The organism is Streptomyces sp. NPDC111606 (assembly GCF_055656945.1).
This window is the reverse complement of sequence record NZ_JBVKBY010000009.1, coordinates 384,248-404,978: the sequence shown is the minus strand read 5'-3', so window position 1 is coordinate 404,978 and position 20,731 is coordinate 384,248. Positions and strand designations below refer to the sequence as shown.

Genomic DNA, 20,731 nt, shown 5'->3' with positions numbered 1-20,731 from the left:
CGGATGCAGGCACCCTGTGTCGGCATCCGCCGCAGTCATGCCCGTACCCAGGGACTTTGCGGTATCCGCCCACGACTCCTCCTCCTGCCCCGGGTGACAGTCAGGGTAATGACCGACAGGTCCCGCAGCCCCGGTGATGCCAGGGTGGTCGAAGACTCTGGTGGCCGTCACGACCCGCAACGGGCTCGGCATCACAACAGGTTTCGAACCACGGAGGGACGTATGGGGGCCTTCGGCACGGCCGCGAGCGACTTCATGGAGGAGCGGATGAAGGGGCTCGCGGAGGAAACGGTCCAGGAAGGCTTCGTGATACTGCCGGGCGCCCAGTTGCGCCCGCTGCTGCCGGAGAGCGAGCTCACCGCGTTCGCCCGGTTCTGGTCCGACCTTCCGCTCGACACGACCCTGCACGACGGCGGACGGTACCGCCACCGCCGATACGGCCGACTGCGTGTCGAGATCGGTGACGACGGAGCCGAGTTCGAGGTCCTGCCGCACAAGACCTTCCGGCAGGACGGGATCCCGCTGTGGAAGGGCGCGGACCGCGAGTTCGCACCCGCCGGGGAAGAGGCCCTGCTGCACCCGGCGATGACCGCCCTGGTGGGCTTCGACACCGACCTGGCGCGCAGCATCACGGGGCGACGGAGCTGGGAAGTGGGGATCCACCTGATCCGTATGGTGGCCCACGCCGGGGAACAGGGCCTGCCGACACCCGAGGGACGGCACCGGGACGGACACTGCTACATCGGCATGCACCTGGTCCGCCGCGAGGATTGTGTGGGCGGCGAGTCCACGGTGTACCCGGACAGCGGGGAGGCGGTGCGGCTCACCCTGACCGAGCCCATGGACTCGATCTTCGTCGACGACCGGCTCGTCACCCATGAGGTCTCGCCGACCGTGGCGGTGGGCGAGACGGGAATCCGGGACATGCTGCTCGTCGACATCAACCCCCTCGGCAGCGACGCATGACACGGCCGGCCGGCGCGGACGAGATCGAGCTGCTGAGCTCGATGGTGGCAGTCCCGTCGTTCTCGGGCCAGGAATGCGAGTTGGCCGGCCTGCTCACCGAGCGGATGGCGGCGGTCGGCTTCGACACACACGTCGACGCGGTCGGCAACGTGCATGGTGAGGTCGGCGATCCGAGCGGCCCCGAGGTCCTGATGCTCGGCCACATCGACACGGTCCCGGGCACGCTGCCGGTGCGACTGGACGGTGACGTGCTCACCGGCCGGGGCTCGGTCGATGCCAAGGGCTCGCTGGCCACCATGATCTGTGCCGCGGCCCGGCTGGCGGACCGAATCCAGGGACGCCTGGTCGTGATCGGCGCGGTCGGGGAGGAGGCCACCTCGCACGGCGCCCGGCACCTCCTGCACCGCAGTGCCCCCGACGCCCTCATCATCGGCGAACCCAGCGGGGTGCACTCCATCGGGATCGGCTACAAGGGCGTCTTCCGGTTCCGGATGGAGTTCACCCAGCCGCCGGCCCACACCAGCTCCGACCAACCGACCGCGGCCGAGGCGGCGTTCGCCTTCTGGCAGACCCTGCGTACGGAACTCGCCCCGGAGCGCCAGGACGCACCGCTGTTCGACCGCGCCCTGCCCACCATCGTGGGGATGACCGCGGACCTGGAGCGGGCCCAGCTCGAAATCTCCTGCCGTACCCCGCTCGGCTTCGACGCCCCCGCCCTGACGTCCTGGCTCGGGGCGGTGCCCGGCAGCCGGGTCACCGTGATCGAGGAGGTGCCGGCCGTGCGTGCCTCCCGCACGAATCCCGTGGTGCGGGCCCTGGGCGCGGCACTGTCGAGCAGGGGCGCACGTCCGGTGCCCAAGCTCAAGCTCGGCACCTCGGACTGGAACGTGGTCGCGCAGTACTGGCCGGTGCCGACGGCCGCCTACGGGCCCGGCAACTCCCGGCTGTGTCACAGCGACGACGAACACATCGAGATACCCGAGTACCTGGCTGCCATCGACGTGCTGACCGATGCGTTGCCACGGCTCGTCGATTCGCTGCGCTCTGCTCCGGGTCACCATGACGCCGCGCAGACGGGAAAGGGAGCGTCAGACAGTGACTGCAGAACCCAAGAAGCTGGCCGTCCTCACCTCGAGAGTGCGACTGGAGGAGCGGCTGCTTCTCGCTGAGCTGCGCAAGCGGGACATCGACTTCGACCAGATCGACGCACGGAAGTTCTTCGTGCGGCTGGACAACGGGGAGCCGCTGCGCCTGCCGTACGGGGGAGCGCTGAGCAGGGAGATCTCCCACACCAGGAATCTCTACGCCTGCCGGCTCCTGGAGCACGGCGGAGTCCCGGTCGTCAACAGCTCGCAGATCATCGGTCTGTGCGGTGACAAGCTGCTCACCACGCTTGCGCTGCGCGAGGGCGGGCTGCCCACGATCCGTGCCCTGGCGGGACTGACACCGGAAGCCGTGCTCGACGAGCTGGACGACTTCGGATACCCGGCGGTGGTCAAGCCGCTCACCGGGTCCTGGGGGAGGCTGGCCGCGCGGATGCACGACCACGAACAGGCCGAGGCGCTCCTGGAGCACCGGGCCGCGCTGTCCGGGCCGCAGCACCAGATCACCTTCGTCCAGCAGTACGTCGACAAGCCCGACCGGGACATCAAGGCCTATGTGTTCGGTGGCGAGGTCGTCGGTGCGATCTACAAGGTGCGGCACGACCACTGGCGCACCAACACCGCGCGCGGCGGCCGGGCCGAGGTTTGTCCCCTCACCGACGACCTGGTCAAGGTGCTGCAGGACACGGCCAACGCGATCGGCGAGGGTGTCCTGGGCGTGGATGTGATCGAGGATCGCGACGGCCGCCTCTTCGTCAACGAGGTCAACCACACGCCGGAGTTCCACGGGGCCCTCGAGGTCCTCGACGTCGACCTGGTGGGCGCCTACGTCGACTACGTCATGGGCCAGCTGAAGCTGTGGGGCGGCCGGTGAACCGGCTCGTTCCGGTCCCTCTCCAGGGGCCGTTGCCCTGCGCCGGGCAACTCGTCGAGGTGCCCGAGGGACGCTACGACTGGCTGCGCATCGACATGAGCCCGCCGACGCCGTCCGTCACCGACGGGACGGCGTGGCTGCACTACGACAGCGGCGTCGACCCCGAGCACTTCGTGCTCCCGCAGGCCGGGCCCGCCCGGGTCTGGCTGCCGGTACCCCGCAGGCAGGCACTTCGGGCCGTACGGCTCCCGGTCGAACCGGCCCTCACCGTCCGCACGATGGCCGCGGTCGTCTCGCGGCACAGCACCGAGAAGGGGGAGGCGAGGGCATGACCGATGCAGTCAAGCTGGCCATGTTCGGCGGCAGCCGCGTGGTCGGCAAACAGGACGTGACCAAGGAACTGGTCGGCTGGCCCGTGGTGACGGACCGGGAACACGAGGCGCTGCGCGGCGTCCTGGACCGGGGCCTGTTCACCTCCAACGACGCCGGGCGCGGTGAGGTCAGCGCACTCCAGGAGGAGTGGGCGCGATACGTCGGCACCGCGCACTGTGCCGCGGTCGCCAACGGCACCGCGGCCCTCGAACTCGCCCTGGCGGCCCTGGACATCGAGCCGGGTTCGGAAGTCCTGGTGCCCGCCCTGACGTTCATCGGCAGCGCGGTGCCGGTCCTGCAGCGTCGACTCGTACCGGTGTTCGTCGACATCGACCCGGTCACGTACACCATGGACCCGATCGCGGCGGAGAAGGCGGTGACCGGCCGGACCAGGGCCATCATCGCCGTGCACCTGCACGGACTGCCGTGCGACATGGCCGCGCTGCGCGCGCTGGCCGAGCGCCATGGCCTGCATCTGGTCGAGGACGCGGCCCAGTCCCAGGGAGCCGTCCACCGCGGGCGGCGGACCGGCTCCATCGGCGACATCAACGCCGTGAGCCTGAACGTGGTGAAGAACCTGCCGACCTGCGGCGAGGGCGGCCTGGTGACCACCGACGACGAGACACTGTACGAACGGGTGGTGCTGCACCGGCAGTTCGGCGAGGACCTGCGGCCCGGCAAGGACCGCGACTACATCTCGCGCCTGCCGGCCGGCAACGAGAAGCTGAGCGCGGTGCAGGCCGCCTTCACCCGGTGCCAACTGACCCGCCTGGACGCCGACTCGGCCGCTCGTGACCGGGTGGTGCGGCGCTTTCTCGGCAGGCTTGGCCGGCTGCCCGGAGTGACGGTGCCGACCTGCCCGGAGGACCGCACGCACGCCTGGCACATCCTGCGGCTGCGCTTCGATCCGGTCGCCGCGGGCTACCCCGAGCTGCCGCCCGGCGCGTTCCGTGCCACGGTGCAGCGGGCGCTGCGTGCCGAGGGAGTGCCGGTGCAGCCCTATCAGGTGGTCCCGCTGCCGGGGCAGCCCGCCTTCCGTGACCTGGGGGTGCCGATCACCGCCTACGAGGTCAGCCTGGCCGTGATCGACGACTCGGTCACCCTGCAGCGCTGGCATCTGAACCCGCGCTGCGAGCCGGTGCTCGATCTCGTCGTGCGCGCATTCGAGAAGGTGTGGGACCGGCTGGACCAACTGGCCCCCGCGGCCGCCGCGATGGACCACCGGCCGCCGTGGCACCGGGTGATGAGCGGAGCGGTCCGGTGAGCGCCGAAACGCCGGGGACCGCCGTCGTCGCCGACCAGGCTCTGGCCGACCGCGCCTACCGGGTGCGGGAGCACGTGCTCCGCATGGGCGCATCAGAGCACGGTGCCCACATCGGCGGCAGCCTCTCCTGCACCGACGTACTCGTGCACCTGTACACGGAGGTGCTGCGGCTGCGGCCGGACGAGCCCGACTGGCCCGGCCGGGACAGGTTCGTGCTCAGCAAGGGACACGCCGCGCCCGCCCTGTACGCCGTGCTCGCCGAGACCGGCGTCATCGAGCCCGAGGAGCTGGAGACGTACACCAAGCAGGGCAGCCGCCTGGCGGGTCACCCCCTGGGCAGGCTGCCAGGGGTGGAGTTCCCCACCGGATCGCTCGGGCACGGGCTGTCGCTCGGTGCCGGTGTCGCGCTGGCGATGCGCCGGCTCGGGCGCGACAGCCGCGCCTTCGTGCTGCTGGGCGACGGTGAACTGCAGGAAGGTTCCGTGTGGGAGGCGGCGATGCTGGCCGCCCAGTACCGGCTCGACAATCTGGTCGCGGTGGTGGACCGCAACGGCCTGCAGATCACCGGGGACACCGAGGACTGCGTCGCGCTGGAGCCGCTGGCCGAGCGATGGCGCAGCTTCGGCTGGCACGCCGTCGAGGTGGACGGACACGACCACGCCGCGTTGCGCGAGGTGTTCCGGGCCCTGCCCGCGGTGACGGACCGTCCGACCGTGGTAGTCGCCCGCACGGTCAAGGGGCGCGGTGTCGCCCTGTTCGAAGGAAAGAAGAAGAGTCACTCCGTCCAGCTCACACCGAGGCTGTACCAGCGGGCGAAGGCGGGTCTGAGGGCAGGCAGGCAGTCATGAGCGAAGTGATCACCGACGTCCCCACGGAGGCTCCGTCGGAGTGGGCCCAGCACCATGCCGTGCCCACCCGGGAGGCCTACCGGCGCACCCTGCTCGACATGGCACGCCTCGATCCGCGGATCTTCTGCGTCGACTCCGACATGGGAGGTCTGGAGGACGGCTTCGGGCAGGAACTGCCCGACCAGTACGTCAACGTGGGCATCGCCGAGGCGAACCTGATGGGGGTGTCCGCGGGACTGGCCCACTCCGGGCTGCTGCCGTACGCCAACACCATCTCCAGCTTCGCCGCGAGCAGGGCGGCCGAGCAGGTGAAGATCGACGTGGCGGGCAACAACCTGCCGGTCCGCATCGTCGTGACGCATGCCGGGGTGTCCGCCGGACACTACGGCCCCACGCATCACGCCCTTGAGGACATCGCGCTGATACGGCCACTGCCCCACATGACCCTCGTCGTTCCGTGCGACGCGGCCGAGACCGAGGCCGCAGTACGGGCCACGGCAGATCTGCCGGGCCCGCTGTTCCTCCGGCTCGGCCGGGCCCGCACCCCCATGGTCAACACGGAGCCGTACGAGTTCAGGGTGGGCGAGGCACGGCTGCTGCGGGAGGGCGAGGACGTCACCCTGGTCGCCACCGGTCCGTACCCCGTGGTGATGGCCCTGGAAGCCGCTGATCTGCTGGCCCGACAAGGGTGCAGTGCCCGGGTGTTGAACATGCACACGATCAAGCCGCTCGATGTGGCGGCGCTGGGGCGCGCGGCCCGGGAGACCGGGGGACTGGTCACTGTGGAGGACCACGTGCGGATCGGCGGGCTGGGGGCCGCCGTGTGCGAGGCCGTCGCGGAGGACCATCCGTGCCCCGTGCGTCGCATCGGAGTGCCGGACGCCTACCTCGACTTCGTCGCCGGCGAGCGGAGCCTGCTGGAGCACGCGGGAGTGAGCCCGGAGCGGATCGCGGAGGCAGCCGGCGACATCGTCAGGCGGCGGGGGTGACCCGGTCATCGCCCGATCGCGGCCTGGTGGCGCGCGAGCGGACTGCGCCACCAGGCCAGCAGCTCGGGGTGCGCCTGCCGCGGTGTGCGGAACGCGGCGACCTGGGACGCCGGCCGGTCGAAGAACACCTCGCCGTCCCCCGTCGACCCGCCCTCCCGTACCAGGGTGTCGTGTACGAGGGAGAGTTGGGCGGCACCGGCGGACGGCCAGAAGTCGGCTCCGAGCGAACTGACGGTCCCGGCGGCCGGTACTTCGTCGCCGGACAGCAGCCGGGGACGGCAGACCGTTCCGCCGGGCGCCGTCCGCCAGTCGAGCAGCAGGCCGGGGCCGGCCGGAGCGGCGTCGTGCGCGACCGGCGTCGGCTCCGCACGCGGATCGCGCTCCATCCGTACCTCGGACAGGGGTTTGTCGCCGGCCGGGAAGTGCCGCACGGTGCGGTAGCCGACGCGGGCGTAGAACGCCGGGTTGCCCCGCTCCACCACGGCGTCGAGTGCCACCCGGGACACCCCGCGCGCCAGTGCCTCCGCCTCCAGCTGCCGCAGCAGCCTGCGTGCCGCCCCGGTACGCCGACAGGAAGGGGAGACGGCCAGCCGCCGCACCTCCCAGACCTGGGGGGAGCTGCGTACGGCCCGCACGGTGCCCACCACCCGGCCCGAGAGCTCGGCCACCCAGAGCAGTTGTCCGGCGGCGAGATCGTCCAGGAGTTCGCCGGTGTGGACCCGCGCCCCGTCGGCGGTCGGCAGACCGGGCACGAGATCGCCCGCGGAATAGGCGGCCCTGACGACCCGGGACACCGATTCGGCCAGTTTTCCCGGAACGGAACTTATGAGGTTCACGTGCATCCCCAAATGATAAGCACCGTCATAGATGTATCGGCTGTCTGTGACAATCTCGGTATCGGAAAGTCCGGCGCCGGCGACGAATACGGCTTCAATATCTGGCGCAACACGTTCCCTGCCGAGGACCTTCCCGCTCCGGGATCCTCGGTGACGGTCGCCGGAGTGGAATTCGAGTTCCCGCCGCGAGCGACCGGCAAAGGCGACAACATCCGCTGCCGTGGGCAGCTGATCAGCCTGCCGCCGGGCCCCTACGACTGGTTCTACCTCCTCGGCGCCGCCGAACGGCGCACCGAGGACGAGGTGGAGCTGCACTACGCCGACGGTGCGACACGCACCGAGTGGCTGCGGATGTCGGACTTCTGGCCCGAAACCGAGGCCTGGTTCGGCGAACCGGAGGCGTTCCGCGCGAAGGGCCTGCGCTACCCCCGGCACACCCAGCAGGGGCATCGGCCCGTCATCTGGCAGCAGCGCATCCCGGTGACCGTGCCGGGGGAGCTCGTCGCACTGCGCCTGCCGGACAACCCCGCCATGCATGTGTTCGCCCTCACCGCGGTGACGGACACGGAGGTGCGCCGTGCGGGTTGAACTGGACAAGGTCCGCCACTGGCGGCACGAACTCGGCCACTGCCTGCACACCACCGCCGGGGTGCTGATCGCCCAGCGCGGCATGGACCCCGTGGTCGTGCTCGGTGCCGCCTGGGGGTTCCACTACCCGGGCGATCTGCGGAGGGAGGAGTACTACCTGCCCGGGTTCGCCGACTCGCTGTTCAGCGGTCTGGCGCCCTACCACGGGATCCGCTCGCGCTGGCACACTCCGGCGGACCCCGCGCAGGGCTGGCAGGAGGTACGCGCCGAGCTGATCGCGGGCCGCGCCGTCGCCGTGGCCGCGGACAACTACCACCTGCCGTTCCGGCCCGCGTACCGGGACGTACACACCAACCACCTGCTGGTGGTCCACGGCTTCGACGACGAACGGGCCGAGGTCCTGGTGGCCGACCCGGTGCCGCCGGCCTTCCAGGGGACGATCCCACTGGATGCCCTCACCGCCGCCCGCGACTCCGGGAATCCGGCGCGGCACGACCGCGACATGTTCTTCACCGCCAATCCGATCGGCAACCGCTGGCTGCAGGTGGACTTCCCGTCCTCGCCCCCGGAGTTCGACCCCGCCTTCGTCCACCGGGTGATCGCCGGGAACCTGCGCGGCCTCACCGCCCCGGACGATCCGCGGACGTCGGGGCTGGCCGGTCTGGACGACTTCCTGACCGGCGCCTGGGAGCGGCTGCCGGACACCGCGGAGGTGGTGGACGAGGTGTTCATCGTGGCCGGACCCGTCCTCGCGGTGACCGGTCTGCACGCCTCCTTCCTGGAGCTGTCCGGACGGCGCTTCGGCGACAGTCGTCTGCTGGAGCTCTCCCGGCTCGTCGACGCGGTCGCGCACCACTGGTCGGCGCTGCGGATCGCGGTCGCCACCGCACGCTCCGACCGGGCCGGCGCCGTGGCGGGCCTGCGGCGCCGCTCGACCCGGCTCGTCGCCGCTCACGAACACGCACTGGAAGCCATGGCGGACTACCTGTCAGGGGTTTCCCCTACTGTCCCCGAGCCCCCGCTTTCGACAGCCTCTAGGTGTTGAATGCGTTCCCATGGGTGGAGGAAATAAATGATCGTGGCCTGCCCTGAATGTGTCTCGGACGTGGAAGTCAAGGAAAAGCCCGAGCTCAACGAAATCATCGAATGCGGTGATTGCGCGGGTGAACTCGAAGTCATTTCCCTCGACCCGCTGCTCGTCGCCGTGGCGCCGGAGGTCGAGGAGGACTGGGGCGAGTGATCAGCGTCGGGGTCGTCGGCGGCGCCGGCTATATCGGAGGAGAACTGCTCCGTATCCTCTCCGGACACCCGGAGGTGGACATCACCGCGGTCACCTCGGCCCGGCTGGCCGGCCGCAGGGTGGACGGAAGTCACCCGAACCTGCGGGGCCGCGTCGATCTCACATACGTCGCTCCGGAGCGACTGCCCGAGTGCGACGTGCTGTTCCTCACCGGCTCGATGGGCACGGACACGGACCATCGCCACGCGCTGGTGGCCCGGGCCAAACACGTCTACGACCTCAGCCCGGACCTGCGCCTCACCGACCACGACCGGTACCGGGAGTTCTACGGCGAGCATCCCGCCCCGGAACTCCTCGGCACGGCGACCCGAGGGCTGCCGGAAGCCGACCGTGCGGCGCTGCGCACCGCCGACTCCGTCAGCGTGCCCGGCTGCATGGCCACCGCCGCCATCCTGGCCCTGCGGCCGCTGGCCGTCGCCGGACTGCTGGAGCCACGCGTCACGGTGGACGGCAGGGTCGGCTCCAGCGGATCGGGCGCCTCGGCCGGTGAGATGAACCTGCACGCCGAACGCAGCGGCGTGCTGCGGGTGTTCGCCCCGCTGAACCATCGCCACCAGGCCGAGATCGCGCAGGCGACGGGCCTGGACGCGCGGATGACGGCCACCGGCGTGGACGCCGTCCGCGGAGTCCAGGTGCTCTGCCGGGCCACCGCGAGCCGGGACCTCACCGAGGCGGACATCCGAGCCGCATATCGGGCTGCCTACGCGGCGGAGCCGTTCGTCCGTGTCGTCACCTACAAGCGCGGCAACTACCGGCTGCCGGAGCCGAAGATCCTGATCGGCTCCAACTACTGCGACGTCGGCTTCGCGCTCGACCCCGCCGACGGTCAACTGCTCCTGGTCGGCGCACTCGACAACCTGGTCAAGGGCGGCGCCGGTAACGCCGTTCAGTGCCTGAACATCCGGATGGGCTGGGACGAGTCGCTCGGGCTCGACTTCCCCGGACTGCACCCGGCATGAGGTGGTTCGATGACTGACGAGATCACGGTGGTCAAGTGCGGCGGCGGGCTCTCCCACGCCCAGGAGGACATCTGCCGCGACCTGGCGCGCCTCCCGGTCGGCCGCACGGTCCTGGTGCACGGCGGGGCGGTCGAACTCGACCGGCTCGCCGACCGGCTCGGCGTGCCGCAGCGCCGGCTGACCACGCCCAGCGGCTCGTCCAGCCGGTACACGGACCCCGCCACCCTCGAGGTGCTGCTGATGGCGCTGGTGGGCAAGATCAAGCCCGCGCTGGTGGCCGCGCTGGCCCGGCACGGCGCCCGGCCGGTCGGACTGACCGGGATGGACGCGGGGTTGGTGACCGCCAAGCGCACCGCCGCCCACCGTGCCGTCCTGGACGGGCGCACCGTCGTCGTCCGTGACGACCACAGCGGCCGCATCCGGGACGTCGACCCCGCCGTGCTGGTCACCCTGCTGGAGGCCGGCTGTCTGCCCGTCGTCTCCCCGCCCGCGCTCGGCGCCGACGGGGCCGTCAACGTGGACGCGGACCGGCTGGCCGCGGCGATCGCCGGTGCGCTGGCCGGCACCCGTCCCGTACGGCTAGTGCTGCTGACCGCCGCGCCGGGGGTGCTGCGCGATCCCGCCGACGAGAGTTCCCTGATACCGCAGATCGAGCTGTCGGACGAGCCGGTGACCGAGGCGGCGGTGCACGGCGGCATGACCGCCAAGCTGCAAGCCGCCCGCGCGGCGCTGGACGCCGGGGTGGGCACGGTGGTGATTGCCGACGGCCGCGTCCCCGACCCGGTGAGCGCCGCGCTCGACGGCGCCGGCACCACGGTCAGGTTCACCGCAACGCTCGGGAGTCTGTGACATGTCCAATCCAGCGAACAACGGCGGGAAGAGCCTCGCGGACACCCGCAAGAGCCTGCTCGCCCTGCGCGCACGCCAGCGCGCAGGCGTGCGGGGCACCGGCGAGCGTGTGGTCCCGGTGGCCCGCGACCGGGAGCTGCCGCTGTCGTTCACCCAGCAACGGCTGTGGTTCCTCGACCAGCTGGATCCCGGAAAGGCCGTCTACAACGCCCCGATCGTCCTGTCGCTCCGTGCCGACCTGGACGAACAGGCGCTCGGCAGGGCGCTGAACGCGCTGGTCGACCGGCACGAGATCCTGCGCACCCGCTATCCGCTGCGCGACGGCGTGCCCTACCAGGACATCGCGGAGCCGCAAGGTGCCGTGCCGTTGCCCGTGACCGACCTCAAGGGCGCCGGCGACGAAGAGGTCAGGGGTTTCCTGCTCGGCCTGGTCCAGGAGCCGTTCGACCTCGAGAAGGGCCCGGTCCTGCGCCCTCACCTGGTGCGCACCGCGGCGCGTGAGTACGTACTCGTCCTGGCCCTGCACCACATCGCCAGCGACGGATGGTCCCTGCCCATCCTGGTCGGCGAGCTGTTCCATCTCTACGAGGCGGAACACACCGGGACGCCGGCGCAGCTGCCCGAACTGGCCGTGCAGTACGCGGACTACGCCGTCTGGCAGCGCGGCCGGGTCACCGGAGCCGTCCTCGACGAACACCTGACGTACTGGAAGGGCCGGCTCGCCGACCTGCCGACCCTCGACCTGCCGACGGACCGGCCACGCCCACCCGTCCCCTCCGGCGCCGGTGCCACCACGGACCGGCTGTTGCCGCCGGAGCTGGGCACCGTCCTGAACCAGCTCGCCCGGACCGAACGGGTCACGCTGCTCACCGTGGTGCTGTCCGCGTTCACGGCCCTGTGCGACCGCTACACCGGTCAGGACGACATCGTCCTCGGCTCGGTGTTCTCGGGCCGCGAGCGCCCTGAGATCGAGTCGCTGGTCGGCTTCTTCGCCAACACGGTCGTGCTGCGCTGTTCCACGGCCGGCGACCCGACGTTCCGCGAACTCCTCGCCCGCGCCAACGAGGCCGTCCTGGGCGCCCACTTCCATCAGGAGCTGCCGTTCGGCCGGCTGGTCGACGAGCTGCGCCCCGAGCGCGATCCGAGCCGTAACCCGCTGTTCCAGACGTCCTTCACGCTCCAGCACGCGGGCGTGGAGTCGGCCCGGATCGGGGACGTCGAGGTCGCCGCGTACCCCGCGGACGGCGACACCGCTCGCTTCGATCTCGCGGTCCAGCTCACCGAAGTGCCCGAGGGCCTGCGGCTGTGGGCGGAGTACTCCACCGATCTCTACGACGCGGACCGGGTGGAGCGGCTCTTCGGGCACTACGAACGGATCCTGTCGGCGGTGGCCGCCGACCCGGACCTCCCCCTCAGCCGGCTGCCCATGCTCACCGAGCCGGAGCACGAGCGGCTGACCGAGGCGAGCTGCAACACCGCGCCCGTACCGGACGGATGCCTGCACGAACTGTTCGAGTCGGTGGTGGACCGGTCACCCGACGCCGTGGCCACCTCCTTCGCCGGCCGCCGTCGCACCTACCGGGAACTGGAGCAGGACGCCAACCGGATGGCATGGTCCCTGCGCCGGGCCGGCACGGGCCCGGAGAGCGTGGTCGCCGTCCTGCTGGACCGGGGCCCCGAGCTGCCCGCGGCCTTCCTCGGCATCCAGAAGGCGGGCGGCGCCTATCTGCCTCTCGACCCCGACCACCCGGCCGCCCGCTGGGAGAGTGTCCTGACCGAGGCACGTTGCACCACGGTGGTCACCACCCGCGACAAGGCCGCCCTGCTCCCGACCGGTGTCACAGCCGTCTGCGTGGACGACCCCGCCCTCGACGAGCAGCCCACCGAACGGCCGCGCCTGGTCGTGCGACCGGACAACCTCGCCTACGTGATCTTCACGTCCGGTTCCACCGGGAAACCCAAGGGCGTCCAGGTCGAGCATCGGAGCATCGTCAACTTCACCCGGGCGAGCATCGACATGTTCGCCCTCCAAGTGGGCGACCGGGTGCTTCAGTTCGCCAACCCGGCCTACGACGTCAGCCTGTTCGACTTCTTCAGCTGCCTGTGCTCCGGAGCCCAACTGGTGCAGGCGCCCAAGGCGACCCTGCTGGACCCCGACCGGCTGGCCGAGCTGATGCGCACGGAGCGGGTCACGGTCACCGATCTGCCGCCGGCCGTCCTCGGACTGCTCGACGAGAGCACCTTTCCCGAACTGCGCGCCCTGTTCGTGGGACTCGAGGCGTTCCCGGGCGAGCTCGTGAACCGGTGGAACATCCCGGGGCGAGAGTTCCACAACGGGTACGGCCCGACCGAGGCCACCGTCGCCTGCATCGACTACCTCTGCCCCGACGGCACGTACACCAGCATGCCGCCGATCGGCACCCCGATGGCGAACTACCGGGCCCACGTCGTGGACCGGTACGGCAACCCGGTGCCGGACGGCATCCCCGGCGAACTCCTCATCGGCGGCGTCGGAGTGGCCCGCGGATACGCCCACCAGCCCGGGCTCACCGCTGAGCGCTTTGTGCCCGACCCGTTCGGCCCCCCCGGCGCCAGGCTGTATCGCACCGGGGACCTGGTGGTCCGGCGGAGCGACGGCAACCTCGCCTTCCTGGGCCGGGTGGACAACCAGATCAAGATCCGTGGGCTGCGCGTCGAACCCGGTGAGATCGAGCAGGCCGTGCAAGGCCATGACGCCGTCGACGAGGCCGTGGTGATCGTGTCGGGTTCCGGCGCCGACGCCCGGCTGGTGTGCTACCTGACCGTCACCGCCGGCCGAGAGGTCACTCCCGAGGAGCTGCGCAGGCATCTGACCGGACTGCTGCCCGCCCACCTGGTCCCCGCGACCTTCGTGGAACTGCCCGAGCTGCCCCGGGCCGGCAGCGGGAAACTGGACCGCAAGCGGCTGCCGGAACCCGGTGCGGGCGCCGTACGCCGGGCCGTACCGCCCAGCACCCGGACCGAGCTGATGCTCGCCGAGATCTGGCGTGAACTGCTCGACGGGACGCTCGAGATCGACGTCCACGACAGCTTCTTCGCCGTCGGCGGCAACTCGCTCAAGGTGACCCAGCTGGCCTCCCGGATCCGCACGGCGTTCGGTGTGGAGGTGGAGCTGCGGGAGCTGTTCGTCCGGTCCACCATCGCCGAGCTCGCCGAACTCGTGGAGACGAGCGAGCTGGACGAGGCATCCGACGACGAACTGTCGGCGATCCTCGCGCATTTGGAGGAGACACAGTGACCAGCTCCGCACCTGCGGTCGCCCTCAGCCACGACGCCTTCCGGCAGGAGGTGCGACGGTTCTTCCGCGGCCCCGAGGCACAGCGCACCCTCGCGGCCGTCGCCGGACACCGGCCCGACGAGGAGGCCGCCCGTCTCAACCTGTACCGGCTGCTCGGCGAACGCGGATGGCTCGCCCCGAACTGGCCGGTCGCCCACGGCGGCCTCGGCCTCGGCGCCCCGGAGGCGGCGGTCGTCACCGAGGAGATGACGCTTGCCGGGGTGCCCGACGACGTCCACGTCCTGAGCATCGACATCGTCGGCATGTTCCTGCTCAAGGCGGGCACCGAGGAGCAGAAGAGCCGGTATCTGCCCGCGCTCGCGCGTGGTGAGCAGACAGCCAGTGTCCTGTTCACGGAACCCGAGGCAGGCTCCGACCTGTCCGCGCTGCGCACTCGGGCGGAGCGCGACGGGGAGGGCTGGCGGCTGTACGGCACCAAGGTCTTCAACATGAAGACCCAGTTCGCCGACTTCTCGCTGTGCGCTGCCCGCACCACCGACGGCGCGGTCGGCATGCACGGGATCACCCTGTTCCTGCTGCCGGTCCGGTCACCCGGCGTGCACATCGAACCGGTGCCGAGCATCCAGAACGACCGCTTCAACCTGGTGGTGATCGACGGAGTACGGCTCACCGCGGCGGACGTCGTCGGAACCGTCGACGAGGGCTGGTGGCAGCTGAACGAACTGCTCCAACTCGAGCGCACGGGCATCGACTTCCACGGCAAGGCACGACGACTGCTCGACCTGGTGATCCGGCGGGCCGCCGAGACGGGCCGGCTCACCGATCCGGCCTACGCCCTGCAACTGGTCGAGCTGGACGCCAAGTTGCGGGCCGCCCGCTCCCTGGCCTGGGAGATGGTCCACAACCTCGCCGCCGACCGAGCCGACCCGGTCACCTCGGCGATGTCGAAGTGGTACGCGAGTGAGCAGTTCCGGCCCATCCTGCGCGCCGGCATGGACCTCGAGGGCGCCGGCGGTGTCCTCTCCGCCTGGGACGGGGAAGCGCCCGCCCAGGGACTGCTGGAAGCGAACTACCGCCTCGGGCCCGCCCATCGCCTGGCATCGGGCACCTCCGAGATCATGCTCTATCTCATCGCGACCAATGGACTGGGTCTGCTGTGAACGTCGCCGAACTCTTCCACGAGGAACTCAATCCGGTCCTGCGTCGCCTCGGCGCCCGAGCCAAGGGCGCCGGGCCCGTACCGCCGGACGAGGAGGAGACCGAGGTCCGCCGGGGCGTGTGGTCCACCCTCGCCGAACTGGACGGCCTGCGCCCGGCGCTGCCGCCCCGGCTGGGGGGACCGGCCGACGCCATGGCGGGCCGGGTACGGGCGGCCGAGCTGATGGGACCCGCGCTCTATCAGAGCCCCTACCTGGACACCATGATCGCGGCCGACCTGCTGGCAGCCGACGGCCGTCATGACAAGCTCCTCACCTCGATGGCGTCGGGGGAACGAACCTGCGCCCTCGCCGTGCGGGAACACACCACGGACGAACCGGGCACGCCCGCGCCCCTCGCGCCGGACCGGGCACGCGGCCTGGTCAGCGGCACCCGGCGCTTCGTCGCCTTCGCCGCCGAGGCCGACTTCCTGCTGGTGATCGGCGAGGACGGCCACGCGCTGGTCCCGGCCGACGGACCCGGCGTGCGCCTGCACCGTCAGGACGACATCGGGCGCGGGGACCTCTACCGGGTCACCCTCGACGGCGCGGCGGCGGTCACCGACGGTCTGATCACCGCGGGACCGCACTACTCTGCCGCCCTGGCCCGTGGCAGGCTCCAACAGGCCGCCTATCTCACCGGCCTGACACGCGCCGCGCTGGAACTCACGGTCGGCAGGCTGCGACAGCGCTCGGCCTTCGACCGCCCGCTGGCCAAGCAGCAGGCTCCCGCCTTCCGGCTCGCGGCGCTGGCCGCCGAGGCCACCGCCGTGAGCAGTCTGGTGCACGCGGTGGCCGACGACGCCGACCGCGGGGCCGACATACGGCTGACCGCCGCGCAGGCCCTCTTCCTCGCCGCCGACCTGGCCCGCGAGGCCACGGCGGAGGCCGTGCACCTGCACGGCGCCGCCGGACTCACCGAGGAGTACGACGTCTCGGTGTTCTACCGGTGCGCCGCCGTGGAGTGCGTGCGGCTCGGCAGTCCGACCCAACTGCGCCTGGAGGCAGCCCGGTTGCTGGCCGCGGCGTACGAACCGACCTCGGAGTGACCCATGAACTCGCTCACGAACCCGGTGCCGCTGCTCCAGGACCTGATCCGCATCGACACCACCAACCCGCCCGGCAACGAGATCGCCTGCGCCGAGTACCTGATCGACCGCTTCGCCCACCGCGACGACCTGGACATCAAAGTCCTGGGCCCGAGCCGGGACCGGGCGAATCTGATCGTACGTTTCCCCGGCCGCGGCGCGGCCCCGCCGCTGCTCCTGCACGGGCACTCCGACGTCGTGCCGGTCACCGGCCAGGACTGGCAGCACCCGCCCTTCGAGGCCAGGCTCGTCGACGGTGAAGTGTGGGGCCGCGGTTCCGTCGACATGAAGGGCGGCCTGGCGATGATGGTGTCGTCGCTGGCCCGTCTGCACGAGGCGGGCCAGCGGCCGGCCGGAGACGTCGTCCTCGCGGTGGTCGCCGACGAGGAGCACGGCAGCATCGCCGGAGCCCGGTGGCTGACCCGCGAGCACCCCGAACTGTTCTCCGGGATCCGGTACGCGGTGGGCGAGGAGGGCGGAGCGGGCATCGAACTCGGCGGGCAGCGCTTCCATCCGATCGTTGTCGCGGAGAAGCGCGCCTGCTGGTTCAGGGTGACGCTGCGGGGCCCCGGCGGCCACGCCTCGCGCCTGGCGCCGCCGCAGACCCCGATGCGGCAGCTCGGACACCTGCTGACCGCCCTGAGCGGCGCGCGGCTGCCGCGCCACCTCGGTCCGGCCGCCCACCGCATGCTGACCGAGCTGGCCGGCCACCTGCCCGACCCGCTCGCCGGCCGGCTGCGCTCGCTCCGGGACGACGACGGTGACGCGCCCCCGGCCGGGCTGCCGGAGGACCAGGCCCTGCAGATCGACTCGTTGCTGCGCAACACGGTCAACCCCACCGTCGTCCGGGCCGGCGACAAGATCAACGTGGTGCCGGGCGAGATCACCGTCGACCTGGACGGCCGCATCCTGCCCGGCGACCACACCAGGGAGGAGTTCGTCTCCGAACTGCGGGCCCTGATCGGCCCCGAACCGCCCCTGGAGCTGCTGGTGGAAGGCTTCGCCGTGGACCAGAGCAGGATCCCGGAGCCCGAGTTCGGCGGCTTCTACGAGACGCTTGCCGACATCACCCGCAAGGCCGACGCGGACGCCGCGCCGCTGCCGATGATGTCGCCGGCCTCCACCGACGCCGGTTTCTTCGCCCAGTTGGGCATCCGCTGCTACGGCTGGCTGCCGATGAAGGTGCCGGCGGGCAGCCCGTACCGGACGCTGCTGCACCGCGCCGACGAGCGGATTCCCGTCGAGGCGCTGGAGTTCGGCACCCAGTGCATGACCGCGCTGCTGCGCGACTACCGGTAGCCGTAGCCGGCCACCGAGGTATTCCTTCACTCCGCGGGAGCCAAGATGACCGAAGACCTTTTCGTGCTGCCCGCCTCGTTCGGCCAGCAACGGCTGTGGCTGCTGGAACAGATCCAGCCGGACACCCCGCTGTACAACGAGGCGGTGGGACTGCGGCTGCGCGGCAGCCTCGACCCGGACGCCCTGGCCGCGGCGATGACCGAAGTGGTGGAGCGGCACGAGGTACTGCGGACCGTGCTGGAGCTGGAGGGCGCCGAAGTCGTGCAGGTGGTGCGCGCGCCGGAGCCGGTGCGGCTCACGGTCGAGGACGTGGACGGCGGCCACGACGCGGCGCTCGCCGAGGCGCGCCGCCTCGCCGAGACCCCCTTCGATCTGGGGCGTGGACCGCTGATCCGCTGCCGGCTGATGCGGGTGGCTCCCGAGGAGCACCTGTTCGCCGTGGTGGTGCACCACGCGGTGGCCGACGGCTGGTCGCTGGGCGTGCTGCTGAGCGAGCTCACGGCGCTCTACCCGCCCGCGGTCCGGGGTGAACGGCTGGATGTGCTGCCCGAGTTGCAGGTGCAGTACGCGGACTTCGCGGCCTGGCAGAAGCAGCGCTGGGACGAGGGTGAGCTCGATGAGCAACTGGCTTACTGGAAAGACCAGTTGACCGAGTGTGAACCGCTCCGGCTGCCCGTGGACAGGCTCCCGGGCGGGACGCCGGACTACGGGACGGTGCAGGCGCCGCTGGCGCCGCCCGCTCTCATGATCCGTCAGCTCCGGGCGGTCGCCTCGGACGGGGACGTCACCCCCTTCATGGTGGTGCTCGCGGCCTACGCCACGGTGCTCGCCCGCTGGACCGGGCAGCACGACGTCGTCGTCGGACTGCCCTTCGCCGGTCGCACCCAGACCGAACTGGAGTCGCTCGTCGGCTTCTTCGTCAACACCCTTCCCGTACGCCTCGACCTGTCGGGTGATCCCGACTTCCTCAGCCTGCTCCGGCAGGTACGGGAACGCTGCCTGGGCGCCTACCAGCGCCCCGACGTGCCCTTCGAGGTGCTGGTCGACACCCTGAAGCCGCAGCGGCGCCCGGGCCGCACCCCGTTGACGCAGACCATGCTGGCCGTGAACAACACATGGCTTCCCCAGGCGTTGGAGGCCGCCGGACTGAGGATCGAACCGGTGCCCCTGCTCCAGGAGCGCGCCCATTTCGAGGTGACCGTCGATCTCGACGGAGCCGACGACGCACTCAGCGGCTCAGTGGTGCTCCAGTCGGACCTGTTCGCTCAGGAGACCGCGGACCTGCTGGCCCGGTCCGTCGTCACCGTGCTGCGAGGTGCGTCGGCGAACCCCGGAGCGGCTGTGTCGCAGCTGCCCTGCCCGCTGGCCGACCGCAGTCCGGCCGTCACGGCGGACGCGGAGGACTCGGCTCAACGGGAGCCGCTGCCCCGTGAGGAGCTCGGCGGCCGGCCGACCACGCGGACCGAGGTGCTGCTCAGCCGGTTGTGGGCCGAGGTGCTCGACGTCGAAACGGTCGGCGTCGACGACGAGTTCTACGCCACCGGCGGCAACTCCCTGCGGGCCGTACGGGTGGTGATGCGCGCACGGGAACTCGGCGTCGAGCTGCCCGTGGAGAAGGTGCTGGGGGAACACACCATCCGGGAGCTGGCGGCCACGGTCTGAGCCGCCGGCCCGGTCTCACAGCTGCCGCAGCCGCCAGATGGTGCGGTTGGCGACCGGGATCACCGACGCCAGCAGGACGAAGGGCGCCAGCCACAGCGTCGTACGCGCACCGATGCCGTCGACCAGCACACCGGCGAGGGCCGCACCGACCGGGATGGTGCCGAAGTTCATCAGCCGGTACGTGGCGTTCATCCGCGCGTGCAGCTCGGGCGGTGTGACCTTCTGGCGCACCGTCACGGCGATCACGCTGCCCGCGGCGGAGCCCGCGTACCCGAGGAAGAGGCCGACCGCGGACGCCCAGAAGACCGCTGTGTCCGAACCGGTGTACAGCGGCAGCAGGAAGTAGGCGTTGGTGGAGAAGGCCAGAGCGACCAGCAGACTGGGGCCGTAGCCGATGCGCTCGAAGAGGAAGGGCACGCAGACGGCCCCGAAGATCGCTCCGATCCCACCGATCACGGTGACCAGACCGTAGGCGAACGTGCCCATGTCGAGCTGACGCACGAAGAAGACCAGAAAGGCCACGTTGACCAGCGATCCGCCGGCGTTGTAGATGGCCGCGTGGAGGGCGATGGCACGCACCGGCGGATTGCCGAACACCGCACGCAGGCCCTCGGCGAGCTCCCGGCGCAGATCTCGCTCGGCGGGCGGCGGCTCGGGCTTCTCCCGGGTGCGGACCGCGATCATCGCCACTGCGGAGACCAGATAGCTCAGCGCGTCCAGGAACAGCACACTGGCCGCCCCGAACGCGCCGGCCAGCCAGCCACCACCACCCGGACCCATCGTCGCGCTCACGGCCTGATCAGCGGTGAGCTTGCTGTTGGCCGAGCCGAGGTGTTCCGGCGCGACGAGGCGCGGCAGGTACGACCGGGCGGCGATGTCGTACACCACGCTGAGAGCCCCGACGAGCACGGCGACCACATAGACGTGCGCGAGGGAGAGTACGTCGAGTACGGCGGCGACCGGGATGGTGACGACCAGCACGAATCGGGCGAGGTCCGTGGCGATCATCACGGGCCGGCGGGCCCGGCGCTCCTGCCACACGCCGACGAACAGCGGCAGCAGGAAGAACGGCAGCGTGTAGAACGCCTCCAGCAGCCCGATCTGGGTGCCGGAGGCGTCCAGTGTGCTCACCATCACCAGCGGGAGGGCGAACAGCGTCATCTCCGAGCCCAGTTGCGACACGAGGTCGCCGGTCCAGAACAGACGGAAGTCCCGCTGCTTCAGGAGGCCGCCCGGCGCGGGCGCGGTCTGCGTCATGACG

Annotated in this window: 19 protein-coding genes; 17 read left to right on the top strand and 2 right to left on the bottom strand. The window is 71.1% G+C overall.

Translation table 11 applies throughout. The features are described from left to right. Positions 1-222: 222 nt before the first annotated feature. Genes ACZ7M7_RS30915 through ACZ7M7_RS30885 form a run of 7 tightly spaced genes read left to right on the top strand, consistent with a single transcriptional unit; the run spans position 223 to position 6,416 of the window. On the top strand, positions 223-966 hold the full coding sequence (locus ACZ7M7_RS30915) for a 2OG-Fe dioxygenase family protein (protein WP_383626191.1): 744 nt from the start codon (positions 223-225) through the stop codon (positions 964-966). Further along, the gene (locus ACZ7M7_RS30910; RefSeq protein ID WP_472122404.1) at positions 963-2,135 is read left to right on the top strand and encodes a M20/M25/M40 family metallo-hydrolase; all 1,173 of its coding nucleotides are present in this window, start codon (positions 963-965) and stop codon (positions 2,133-2,135) included. Before ACZ7M7_RS30915 ends, ACZ7M7_RS30910 begins: the two co-directional genes overlap by 4 nt. Further along, positions 2,062-2,943: a RimK family alpha-L-glutamate ligase gene (locus tag ACZ7M7_RS30905; RefSeq protein ID WP_383598317.1), complete on the top strand. Its 882-nt coding sequence runs from the start codon at positions 2,062-2,064 to the stop codon at positions 2,941-2,943. Before ACZ7M7_RS30910 ends, ACZ7M7_RS30905 begins: the two co-directional genes overlap by 74 nt. Continuing rightward, entirely contained in the window at positions 2,940-3,275 is a 336-nt protein-coding gene (locus ACZ7M7_RS30900; protein WP_383626187.1) for a hypothetical protein, read from the top strand. Before ACZ7M7_RS30905 ends, ACZ7M7_RS30900 begins: the two co-directional genes overlap by 4 nt. Beyond that, positions 3,272-4,579, top strand: coding sequence for a DegT/DnrJ/EryC1/StrS family aminotransferase (locus ACZ7M7_RS30895; protein WP_451166338.1), 1,308 nt, complete (start codon positions 3,272-3,274; stop codon positions 4,577-4,579). The genes ACZ7M7_RS30900 and ACZ7M7_RS30895 overlap by 4 nt, the downstream gene beginning before the upstream one ends. Beyond that, positions 4,576-5,427 (top strand): transketolase, encoded by an 852-nt coding sequence (locus ACZ7M7_RS30890; RefSeq protein ID WP_472122400.1) that lies wholly within the window; start codon positions 4,576-4,578, stop codon positions 5,425-5,427. Before ACZ7M7_RS30895 ends, ACZ7M7_RS30890 begins: the two co-directional genes overlap by 4 nt. Further along, on the top strand, positions 5,424-6,416 hold the full coding sequence (locus tag ACZ7M7_RS30885) for a transketolase family protein (protein WP_383598304.1): 993 nt from the start codon (positions 5,424-5,426) through the stop codon (positions 6,414-6,416). Before ACZ7M7_RS30890 ends, ACZ7M7_RS30885 begins: the two co-directional genes overlap by 4 nt. A 5-nt stretch (positions 6,417-6,421) precedes the next feature. On the opposite strand, the gene ACZ7M7_RS30880 is transcribed toward ACZ7M7_RS30885, so the two are convergent. Next, on the bottom strand, positions 6,422-7,258 hold the full coding sequence (locus ACZ7M7_RS30880; RefSeq protein WP_472122397.1) for a GNAT family N-acetyltransferase: 837 nt from the start codon (positions 7,256-7,258) through the stop codon (positions 6,422-6,424). Positions 7,259-7,264: 6 nt separating this feature from the next. Here ACZ7M7_RS30880 and ACZ7M7_RS30875 point away from each other — a divergent pair, with 6 nt between their 5' ends. The 10 genes from ACZ7M7_RS30875 to ACZ7M7_RS30830 are packed head-to-tail and all read left to right on the top strand — an operon-like array spanning position 7,265 to position 19,470. Continuing rightward, positions 7,265-7,840 (top strand): hypothetical protein, encoded by a 576-nt coding sequence (locus ACZ7M7_RS30875; protein ID WP_383626174.1) that lies wholly within the window; start codon positions 7,265-7,267, stop codon positions 7,838-7,840. Then, entirely contained in the window at positions 7,830-8,885 is a 1,056-nt protein-coding gene (locus ACZ7M7_RS30870) for a BtrH N-terminal domain-containing protein (RefSeq protein WP_472122394.1), read from the top strand. Before ACZ7M7_RS30875 ends, ACZ7M7_RS30870 begins: the two co-directional genes overlap by 11 nt. Positions 8,886-8,912: 27 nt before the next feature. Next, positions 8,913-9,080: a lysine biosynthesis protein LysW gene (lysW, locus tag ACZ7M7_RS30865; protein ID WP_369269311.1), complete on the top strand. Its 168-nt coding sequence runs from the start codon at positions 8,913-8,915 to the stop codon at positions 9,078-9,080. Beyond that, a complete protein-coding gene (argC, locus tag ACZ7M7_RS30860; RefSeq protein WP_383598291.1) occupies positions 9,077-10,099 on the top strand; it encodes an N-acetyl-gamma-glutamyl-phosphate reductase in 1,023 nt (340 codons plus the stop codon). Before lysW ends, argC begins: the two co-directional genes overlap by 4 nt. Before the next feature lie 9 nt (positions 10,100-10,108). Further along, positions 10,109-10,948 carry a [LysW]-aminoadipate kinase gene (locus ACZ7M7_RS30855; RefSeq protein WP_451166349.1) on the top strand — a complete coding sequence of 280 codons (840 nt, stop codon included), beginning with the start codon at positions 10,109-10,111 and terminating at the stop codon, positions 10,946-10,948. A gap of 1 nt (position 10,949) precedes the next feature. Further along, entirely contained in the window at positions 10,950-14,225 is a 3,276-nt protein-coding gene (locus ACZ7M7_RS30850; protein WP_472122390.1) for a non-ribosomal peptide synthetase, read from the top strand. Continuing rightward, positions 14,222-15,385: an acyl-CoA dehydrogenase family protein gene (locus ACZ7M7_RS30845; protein ID WP_472122388.1), complete on the top strand. Its 1,164-nt coding sequence runs from the start codon at positions 14,222-14,224 to the stop codon at positions 15,383-15,385. The genes ACZ7M7_RS30850 and ACZ7M7_RS30845 overlap by 4 nt, the downstream gene beginning before the upstream one ends. After that, complete coding sequence (locus tag ACZ7M7_RS30840) at positions 15,382-16,470, top strand: acyl-CoA dehydrogenase family protein (RefSeq protein ID WP_472122386.1); 1,089 nt, start codon at positions 15,382-15,384, stop codon at positions 16,468-16,470. The genes ACZ7M7_RS30845 and ACZ7M7_RS30840 overlap by 4 nt, the downstream gene beginning before the upstream one ends. Before the next feature lie 3 nt (positions 16,471-16,473). Next, positions 16,474-17,808: a M20/M25/M40 family metallo-hydrolase gene (locus ACZ7M7_RS30835; RefSeq protein WP_472122384.1), complete on the top strand. Its 1,335-nt coding sequence runs from the start codon at positions 16,474-16,476 to the stop codon at positions 17,806-17,808. A 45-nt stretch (positions 17,809-17,853) separates the two neighbouring features. Further along, a complete protein-coding gene (locus tag ACZ7M7_RS30830; protein WP_472122383.1) occupies positions 17,854-19,470 on the top strand; it encodes a condensation domain-containing protein in 1,617 nt (538 codons plus the stop codon). A gap of 15 nt (positions 19,471-19,485) precedes the next feature. Here ACZ7M7_RS30830 and ACZ7M7_RS30825 read toward each other — a convergent pair whose 3' ends face one another. Continuing rightward, positions 19,486-20,727, bottom strand: coding sequence for an MFS transporter (locus ACZ7M7_RS30825; protein ID WP_472122381.1), 1,242 nt, complete (start codon positions 20,725-20,727; stop codon positions 19,486-19,488). Positions 20,728-20,731 lie beyond the last annotated feature (4 nt).